Origin of the sequence: Brevibacterium otitidis (assembly GCF_042429315.1) — a bacterium.
Lineage (GTDB): Bacteria > Actinomycetota > Actinomycetes > Actinomycetales > Brevibacteriaceae > Brevibacterium > Brevibacterium otitidis.
In genome coordinates this window covers 38,631-47,814 of sequence record NZ_JBHMAU010000129.1, presented here as the reverse complement: position 1 = coordinate 47,814, position 9,184 = coordinate 38,631, and the positions used below count along the sequence as shown (strand labels likewise).

At 61.9% G+C, this 9,184-nt stretch carries 6 protein-coding genes; 5 read left to right on the top strand and 1 reads right to left on the bottom strand.

Annotation, left to right across the window (positions count from 1 at the left end; genetic code table 11):
• The first annotated feature begins 270 nt into the window (after positions 1-270).
• The 5 genes from wecB (at position 271) to ACFFN1_RS15255 (ending at position 8,297) form a co-directional block, all read left to right on the top strand.
• On the top strand, positions 271-1,437 hold the full coding sequence (gene wecB / locus ACFFN1_RS15275; protein ID WP_376841719.1) for a non-hydrolyzing UDP-N-acetylglucosamine 2-epimerase: 1,167 nt from the start codon (positions 271-273) through the stop codon (positions 1,435-1,437).
• Position 1,438: 1 nt separating this feature from the next.
• The gene (locus ACFFN1_RS15270) at positions 1,439-3,610 is read left to right on the top strand and encodes a glycosyltransferase (RefSeq protein ID WP_376841718.1); all 2,172 of its coding nucleotides are present in this window, start codon (positions 1,439-1,441) and stop codon (positions 3,608-3,610) included.
• Positions 3,607-5,550, top strand: coding sequence for a class I SAM-dependent methyltransferase (locus ACFFN1_RS15265; protein WP_376841717.1), 1,944 nt, complete (start codon positions 3,607-3,609; stop codon positions 5,548-5,550). Before ACFFN1_RS15270 ends, ACFFN1_RS15265 begins: the two co-directional genes overlap by 4 nt.
• 126 nt (positions 5,551-5,676) lie before the next feature.
• Positions 5,677-6,717 carry an LCP family protein gene (locus ACFFN1_RS15260; protein WP_376841716.1) on the top strand — a complete coding sequence of 347 codons (1,041 nt, stop codon included), beginning with the start codon at positions 5,677-5,679 and terminating at the stop codon, positions 6,715-6,717.
• Positions 6,714-8,297, top strand: a complete 1,584-nt coding sequence (locus ACFFN1_RS15255; RefSeq protein ID WP_376841715.1) for a hypothetical protein — start codon at positions 6,714-6,716, stop codon at positions 8,295-8,297. Before ACFFN1_RS15260 ends, ACFFN1_RS15255 begins: the two co-directional genes overlap by 4 nt.
• Positions 8,298-8,358: 61 nt before the next feature.
• Here the strand turns inward: ACFFN1_RS15255 and ACFFN1_RS15250 are convergent, their stop codons facing one another.
• Positions 8,359-9,177 (bottom strand): 4'-phosphopantetheinyl transferase family protein, encoded by an 819-nt coding sequence (locus ACFFN1_RS15250; RefSeq protein WP_376841714.1) that lies wholly within the window; start codon positions 9,175-9,177, stop codon positions 8,359-8,361.
• Positions 9,178-9,184: the final 7 nt, after the last annotated feature.

Sequence of the window (9,184 nt, the reverse complement as noted above, 5' to 3'; positions counted from 1 at the left end):
GGCGGATCGCTCGCGGATTCCGCAACCTCGAGAACTACCGACTCCGCATGCTGCTCATCGCTGGCGGCCTGGACGCATCAACCCACACTCAACTCTGAAGAGCCATATAAGGCGACAGGCAGAAGATCTGCGGATGTCGACTGCGAATCAGTGGGGAACCGCTCCCTATCACTACAGGGCCACTGATTATCAATCCATTGCAGACGAAATTGTGAACTCAATCGAAATGAAGAAGGGTGGTTTTCTGTGACTGATCAGAGAATCCCAGTCATGGTCGTATATGGAACTCGGCCGGAAGCCATCAAAGTTGCTCCGGTCATCCGGGCGCTGGAAGCCTCTGAGAAGCTGCGTCCGATCTCCGTCGTCACTGCACAGCACCGTGAAATGCTCGACCAGGTGAACAGCGTCTTCGGCATCACCCCTGATGTTGATCTGAACCTCATGCGTGCCGGCCAGACGCTGAATGAGATCGCTGCTGGTGTTATTGCGAAGATGGATGCCGTCTATGCTGAGCATCGACCTGCCGCTGTCCTGGTGCAGGGTGATACCACAACGGTGATGGGCGCGGCCGTTGCAGCATTCAACCGCGAGATACCTGTGGTTCACCTGGAGGCGGGTCTGCGCAGCGGTAACATCATGTCTCCGTTCCCAGAGGAGGCGAATAGGAAGCTTGTATCGCAGATCGCTCGACTGCACCTTGCGCCTACCGAAAAGTCGAAGAACAACCTGCTGGCTGAGGGAATCGCTTCCGACAGCATCGTCATGACGGGCAACACCGTGATCGATGCGCTGCAGTGGGCAGTCCAACAGCCAGCTGAGTTCTCTGAGGCAGCGGTGACCGAGCTCTACAACTCGTCCCGCCGTGTTGTGCTCCTGACCGCTCACCGCAGAGAGAACCTCGGAGAGGGAGTCAACAACATCGGAGCGGCTGTCAGCGCAATCGCCCGTAAGCACCCAGGCGTGTCCATTGTGTGGCCAGCGCATCGGAATCCGGCAGTTCGCGGCGCCATCGAACCTCATATCCGAGGCCTCGACAACGTTCTCATGATCGAGCCCGTGGGTTACGGCGAGTTCTCGCACCTGATCGCCCGCTCGCATGTCGTCTTGACCGATTCGGGTGGTCTTCAGGAAGAAGCCCCGACCCTGGGCAAACCGGTTCTCGTGATGCGCGAGAATACGGAACGTCCCGAAGCCGTCGAGGCGGGCACGGCGCGGCTCATCGGCACACAGCCTGACCGGATTGAATCCGAGGTCGACCGCCTGCTCGAAGATCCCGATGCCTACCGCGAGATGTCGGAGGCGATCAATCCCTTCGGAGACGGTCACGCGGCTGAGTACAGCGTCTCAGCAATCGCAGCACTCTTGTCGCCTCGCAAAGCTCTGGGCGATCCGTCCGCGCCTGCTGGAGCTTCTGCTGATTCGCGTAAGGGGGAGTAACATGTGCGATGAGGGTAGGGGCTCAGCGGCAACTGAAGCTGTTGTGACTGAACACGGTGCTGTCGTCCACAGCAGCAGCGAACCGGTTAAGTCGTCGTGCGATGTCACCTTAGTAATTCCAAGCTATCTGGGCGCGGAGTGGATCAGGCCTTGCCTGGAATCGGTGAAAGCGCAGATTCTCGATCGCGGTCGCTTCGAAGTGCTCGTCGTCGTCAACGGTCCAGTGGATTCCGTTCCGGAGCTCGTGGCCGAGACCTTCGATGAGCCCGGGGGCGTGAACTACCGCATCATCTTTCAGGAAAAGGCCACGCTTTCGGGAGCGAGAAATACCGGCATCCGAGAAGCGCGGGGACGTGGTGTCACCTTTCTCGACGTAGACGATTGGATCTCACCGAACTTTCTTGAGGCTCTCGTTGCTGCGGCAGAGCCGGGCGTAGTGCCGTTGGCAACGGTAGAAGACGTGGAGGAGAACACAGGTCGTCACCTCGGTTCGGCCATCGCAGACAGTATTCGTGAGGCGCCCCGCGGCATCAACGATCCGGTAGACCTTCATCGGCCTCTCGGCTTTGCAGTGTGCAAGCTGTTGCCGATCGATGTTGCGCGCAGACTGGAGTTCGATGAAGATCTTCGCAGCGGTGAAGATGTGGCTTATTACCCGGTGCTCTTCCACGACTTCGACCTAAAGCTCTCGACAGACCCCGCCCACGCCGGTGCCACGTACTTCCGTATGATGCGAGAGGGGTCGATGTCCCGCCAAGCGATGTCGTTCGATTTCGCTGTCGACCAGCGGCTCAAAGTTATACGGCACCTGGACCGGACATTACAGGGCAGTAACAAGCCAATGGCCGCGGTTGTGCGCACGATGCTCCATTCGCAAGCACTCTTCACGAAGCGATACCTGGCTCAGAACCCTGAGGAGATCCAGCGCGTCATCGATGCGGTAGAAGCGGCCGACCTCAGCTACTACCCATGGCACTTGCTCAATACTGGCTCAGACCGGCTCGCCGTCTGCTTCAACTTCGTACCTTATGCGGATGCGAGCTCAGTCGTAGCTCTCAAACGGATCATCGAATCTGGTGCTCGCTGGAACGTGATCTCCAACGACATGTCTTCCGTTCGCAGTGCCGACCATGATCTCTACCAGCGGGCCCGCATCTTCTTCGGCCACCATGAAACTGTTGACGCGCCGAATGTTTTCACGTCGTGGGCGGCTATCGAAGAATTCTGTGAGAAGGGCTGGGCGGCCTTTCTGAAGCTGGAGGAAGAAAACGGTCCGCAGAAGCGGCTGTACAGTCGTTCGATGTGGCCGGCATCGCATTTCCTGGCCGCTCTCATCAAGCTGCGGAGGCCGGATTGCGAATGGGAGGCCGAGTTTTCCGATCCGATCGCGTTCGATGTTGCGGGTGTGCTGCGGCCAGGTGCCGTCACAGACGGTGCCGCCAGCGCCGAGCTGAAGAGGGCTCTCAGGGAGCGGGGGTTCCCAGCCGAACCGGTGACGCTGTTCAAGTTTGCTGAAGATGTCGTCTTTTCCCTGGCCGATTCAGTGATGTTCACCAATGTCCATCAGATGAACTACATGCTCGACTACGGTGTCGAGCCCCGCCACCGTGAGGCCGTCGAAGACAAGGCGGTCGTAGCAGCGCACCCGCGCACGCCGCGCTGGTTGCTGAGTGCGGAATCTGCTGCGGCTGAGCCTCGGACTCGAAAGGCCGGCATGCCAGTGACGATCGGGTACTTCGGTTCTTTCTATGCGAACCGCGGAGCGGGCACAGTGCTGAAACAGTTTGCCGCGTTGCCAAAGACGGCGAAGAATTGTCTGCGATTCTCCTTCTACACCGATCAGAAGGACGACCTTCTGCGGGCGATCCGCGAGCTGAGGCTTGAGGACTGGGTAGAGGTGCACGGGACAGTCCCGTATCTGCAGTATCTCGGGCAGATTGCTCGCCACGATGTTCTGCTTGTCATCGATGCCGACTCGCGCTCTCATGGTCTCTTGCTCAATCCGTTCCTGCCGTCAAAGTATGCTGAGTACGCATCTGCCGGAAAACTGATCTGGGGTGTTGTCGAGCGGGGTAGCATCCTGTCTGGAAGCCGGCTCGACTTCGCCTCCGATCTGCACGACGACTCGTCTGTCCGGGCCGTTCTCACCAGACTCGCTGAGGTTTCCCTATGAACACGCGTAAGTGCTACCAGCTCTCGCTGCTCGGCTCCACAGGCGGAGCCCTCATAGCTGGGTTCCTGCTTGCCGCTGGCATAGCCGCGGGCAGCACTCTCTTGTCGGCATTCGGTGTTGGTATCGGCGGTCTGGCATTCGCAGCCGGCCAAATCGCCAATCACCAGCGAGTGCGAATGTCCAATGACCTGCACCGGAAGCTGACGAACGCCCATCAGGCGATGCGCGGAGCAGTGTCAGCGGATCTGGAGCGGATGAAGAGCGTTGTTGAGAGCCTCCACCTGGCTCTCGAAGGCGTGGCGGCGGAGAATCGGTCCCAATCTAGTACTGCCCGTGCGGACGCGATCGCTATTCGGCAGCGGATCAACAGGCGATGCGACGAGGTTTCTCAGGTGGTTACAGAGCTCAGAGACGCGGCTACAGCCCAGTTTGTGGATTTTAATGCGTCATTCGTTCTACTTGAGGCGTCCCTCCAGCAGCTTGGTGCAGGTCTCGGAGAGCAGTCTGAAAACTTCACCCAGCTCCATCGGAGAACCGAGAGGGCAAGAAGGAAAGAGTTCCGGGCTGCCGAAGATCTTCTTAACCGGGCAATGACGGCTCTGCAGGCATTAGAGCATGGAGAACAGTCTCGCGCCAACGAGATCGAAGAACTTCTCAAGGCAGAATCTGCACGGCTCCAGACGGCCGTGGATCGGTTGGCCGCTGGCGGCGAATCACAGTCCCACGCGATGTCTGCTGTCCTCCGGGAGTCGATTGATTCTGCAGCCCGGACTATCCGTAAGGACATCGCAGCAGCGCGAGAATCAGGCGATGAGACTGCTGCTTCGACCCGAGAAGCGCTCCATAACCTGCTATCGACTTGCGAATCGGATAGAGCCGTTCTGTCCGAGGTGCAAACCGCTGCTGCAGGGGCTCGTGAAGCTGCCGTTAACGTGCACAGTGCGGTGTGGGAGTCTCATGAAGCGGCAACGGCCGGATACTCCAATATCCGAAGCGAACTGCTCGAAACCTCACGGATTGTGAAAGCCGCTCATCAGAGAGTGACCGATCAGTTGGCTGAGCTGGTTTCCAAGACCGCAAGTGCCTGCCGTGCTGCAGACATTGCGCGCAGCGAGGCCGATGCAATTCGGTCAGAAGTCCATACGGTCTCGACAGCTCTGAGATCACTCCAACAGAGTGTTGGAGATGCGTCAGGACGCCTGGAACAGCTGGGAGAGATCGAAGGCGAGCACTTCTCCGCTCTCCAGAGCATGAGTACGCAGCTGCGGGTTGCCCTCGAGGCCATCCCCCAGGAGACGCGCGATTACCAGCAGCTGACGCGAACCGTCGGTATCGATACCGTGGCAACGCCCGTGACCGGTGGATGGTCGGCGACCCCCGGGCTTCTCGTCGCGCTCTGCGGCGAGATTCTCGATTCTGGACGCGCTGGCAGGATTCTGGACTTGGGCAGCGGGCTGACCTCGCTGTGGGCAGCGCTGTCTTTGAAGAAGCGCGGCAGCGGCAGCTGCATTTCGGTCGACCACATCTCTCATTTCGCCGATCAGACAGCAGCACTCGCTGCCGAAGCCGGTGCAAGTGATTATGTCGACATCCACTGCGCAGAGTTGAAACCGTGGTCTGCGACCGCTGTTCCTGACTGTCTCGACTCCAGCCAGCTGCCCACCGACTACTACGATCTGTCCGGGATCTCTCTAGGCACGCTTGACGTTGTCGTTGTCGACGGGCCACCCGGGGCCTCCGGGGTGCTTTCGCGCTATCCGGCTCTCCCTGCTGTCGCAGACCACCTCGCTGAAGGCGCGCTGATTCTGGTGGACGACACTATACGCGCAGAAGAACGGCTCATGATCCAGGCATGGAAGGAAGCGCTCCGCGGCGTTGGCACTCTGACCGAGACGGTACACGGAGCGAAGTTCACTGGTCTGCGATTCACGCGCAGGTAACGGCTGTGATCGTTTAGTGGTCATACCGTTGGGAATTGGGAAACAACTGATGCACGTAGGCTCGCGGGCATGCGGTGTCGCTCCCGGTTACCGAAGATGATAGATGATTCTCTCCAAGGAGATCTGTTGACGAAAACACAACCTCAACCGCCCAGCGGTGTTAAGGACGACAGCCGTCGACCCCGGCGCAGGCGGGGCAGCCCTGCTCGCAAGATCCTTTTCGGGTTCCTGGTTCTCGCTCTCGTGCTTGTCGCCGGTGTTGGCGGATATGCGTGGTACCTTGGCCGGACCTTTGACAAGAACTCGAACACGATCCCTGACGAGCATGTTTTCGGTGACAAGACACCGCCGCCGGTCGACGGCGGTGCGATGAACGTCCTCGTGCTCGGCGCAGACGAGCCCATGGACCAGGTGGACTTCTCGAACTCGCGCGGACTCCGCTCTGACACCATCATGGTTGCCCACGTCCCGGAGGATCGTTCGAGCATCCAGTTCATGTCGATCCCGCGTGACTCCTGGGTCGATATCGAAGGTCACGGCAAGGCGAAGATCAACGCGGCCTTGTCGTATGGAGGCTTGCCGCTCGCCGTCAGCACTATTGAGGACTTCATCGGGGCGCCGATCAACCACGTGGCGATGATCGACTTCGAGGGCTTCCAGCTACTCACCGACTCGGTAGGCGGTGTCGATGTCGAATCCTCGCAGGCGTTCTCGAGCGGCGGTCACAGCTTCAAGGCTGGGACGAACCACCTCGACGGTGAAGCAGCGCTGGCTTTCGTTCGCGCACGAAAGCAGTTCGCCGACGGAGACCTACAGCGTGCCCGCAACCAGCAGGAGTTCATGTCCTCTCTCTTCGGCAAGATCGTCGACGCCGATACCTTGTCCAACCCGAACAAGGTGACCGGCATGGTCCGGGACTTCTCGCCGTACATGTACCTGGACTCGGGACTGCATTCCTCAGCGATCTCCCGGTATGCGCTGGCGATGCGCGATATCCGCAGCGACGACATCGACTTCTTCACCGCTCCGATCGCAGGCGTCGGCCGATCATCCGATGGCCAGTCATACGTGAAGGTCGACGAAGATGAACTCGAGAGCGTCCGCAAGGCCTTCAAGGACGACACCGTGAAGGACTACGCGGCGAACGCCGACCAGCAGCACCTGTGACAACCTCACCCAGATCCCGATTCTTCAGAACCGGAGCGGCATCGGCGCTTGCCGTCACCTTCCTCGTCTCGGGTTGCACCAACGGGAAGGAACGCGGTGGCACAGACGAGGCATCGGGCCTGGAAGATGCCGGCGACGCAGTCGTGCCCTTTGTGCAGGATCTCGGCTCTGATGCGCCCAGCCCCGATCCAGTGGACGTGGACGTCAGCGCGAATCCCTCCAGTACTGCGCTGTCAGCTGACAACATCGGCATCTCCTTCGAGGCCACGGACCTGACCGATCCGCGCTGGGACCCTGACGCCGGGAACCTCGACGAAGTGCTGGCCGAACTCGGCAGCCCTGGCCTGCGGTTCGGGGGCAACCAGCTCGACCGGGGCATGTTCTGGACTTCGTCGGGGGAGCTGCCGCCGGCTGGCAAGGTTGCAGTGACCCCGGACGATCTCAGCCGCGTTGCCCGTACGGTTGAGAAGGTCAATGCCAGTGTGACTCTCGGCATCCCACTGGGAGACTACGACCCGGAGCGCGGGGCCGACATGGTCGCTCATGCGAAGCAGGCCTTCGGATCCCACCTGCTGGCGGTGTCGATCGGCAATGAACCCAACGGGTTCACCGCCGACCACCGCGAGGGGCTCAAGATCCGCGACACCGCAGAATGGGATGAGGACGCCTACCTCACTCAGGTCGAGGCCTACCGCTCAGCGATCGAACAGCGCGTCGGCAACGACGTCAGCCTCGTCGGCCCCGGCGTGGCCGAAGGTTCATGGATGACCGCGTTCCTCGATGCCGGATTCGACGAGACCGTCGCCTTGAGCCAGCACTGGTATGCCACCTACGAATGCACCTCGGACGTAGTCCCCGGGCGCGGGCCCGAATGGGAGAACCTCGTCAACCCGCTCGCACACGACAGCGCCGAACGCCTCCTGTCGATCGGGCTCGACAAGGCCACGGCCGCCGACATCCCCCTATGGGTCGAGGAGACCGGGCCGACCAGCTGCCCGGGCACCAACGACACCTCCCGCACCCACGCCTCGGCGCTGTGGACCGTCGACTACGTGCTGCATGCTGCTGAGATGGGCGTCGAGCGGATGAACATGCACTCGATGCTCGGCGCCTGCCGCGGCGGAGCACCGATGTCGGTCGTCTGCTCCGCCGAGGGCACCGCCGAGGACGGCGACGGTGAGGTGCTGACCCAGCCGAACTTCCAGGGCCTACGGCTCGCCCAGATCGGCGTGGGCGGGACCTTCCATGATGTCGCCGTCTCCGGCAGCGAAGCCTCCGGCCGCGACGCGTACGCCTACGCCGTGCGCACTGAGGGCTCCTACATCGTCACCATCGTCAACAGCGCCGACGCCGCCCAGTACGGCAACCGCGAGGTGACCGTGACCGTCCCAGAGGGCTTCACCGCCGAACGCGCCGCGCAGATCCACGCGCCGTCGAATGCCGCGCAGAGCGAGACCGGCTACCGGGAACTCGCCGAGTTCGCCGACTCCGGCAGCGGCGTGAAGTCCGCTGAAGACGGGCGGCTCGTCATCGACCTCGCGCCGAGTACGGCGACGACGATCGAGTTCGTTCACGCTTGAAGGGTTGAGCGTGACGCAGAGATCGCGGCACCGACCTCGGGCAGGGCAGCTGTCCGCTGTCTCAGCTGCCGGCGGACCGGCCGGTGACGCACAGTGCAGCGAGCGCACTGCTGCCCGGCAGGATCGGCAGATCTGCGATCACGGTGCCGGCAGGGGCGCCGGCCGGGATGCGGGGCACCGGCCGGGTGCCGATGCAGTCACGAGAGGGGTCACGCAGCAGCCCGGTGCCCAGCGCCTTGAGATACGCCTCCTTGCGAGTCCAGAGCCGGGTTGCTGCGCGTGCGAATGCGGAGCCGCGCAGTCTGCTCAGTTCGGCCTGCTCGGCAGGAGTGAAGGCGCTGCCGAGCTCGACTGCGGTCGATGGCGCCACCAGCAGCTCTGCGTCCACGCCGATCTCGCAGTGCCTCCCGCGCATCACCGCAATGACGATCCACTCACCGGAGTGGGCAAGTGAGAACGTCGCTGACCCGGTGAAAGGCCCGCCGAGCACCGGTTTGCCGGCAGTGGTGCGCGTGAAGCTCAGCTCGCCTGGTGAGGCGTTCAGGTGCGCTGCGATGGTCCACCGGAGCAGCACATGGGCTGCCTCCCAGCGGCGGGTGAGGGAGGCCGTCGCCAATCGTGCTGCGCGGGCGCGCTCATCCCGCGACAGCACGAAAGCCTGGGCTGCCGCCCAGTCGCCGATCGCCTGCGACGAGGCGAGGGCCAGTTCCGGCGCGGCTAACGACGATGCGTCCGGCCATGAAGCACCCGACGCTGACGCAGCTGTCTCTGATTCGTCAGGCGCTGATATGTCCGGCTCCGATGCGGCTGGCCGCAGTCGCCAGACCGGCACGGCCGTCCCCGGCAGGCACCCTGGCTGCCAGCGGAGCGAATCGAGCATCACCGGA

Excerpts from the sequence above, each read along its gene's own strand:
- wecB (WP_376841719.1), top strand. The coding sequence starts at position 271 with ATGGTCGTATATGGAACTCGGCCGGAAGCCATCAAAGTTGCTCCGGTC.
- ACFFN1_RS15270 (WP_376841718.1), top strand. The coding sequence starts at position 1,439 with ATGTGCGATGAGGGTAGGGGCTCAGCGGCAACTGAAGCTGTTGTGACT.
- ACFFN1_RS15265 (WP_376841717.1), top strand. The coding sequence starts at position 3,607 with ATGAACACGCGTAAGTGCTACCAGCTCTCGCTGCTCGGCTCCACAGGC.
- ACFFN1_RS15250 (WP_376841714.1), bottom strand. The coding sequence starts at position 9,177 with ATGCTCGATTCGCTCCGCTGGCAGCCAGGGTGCCTGCCGGGGACGGCC.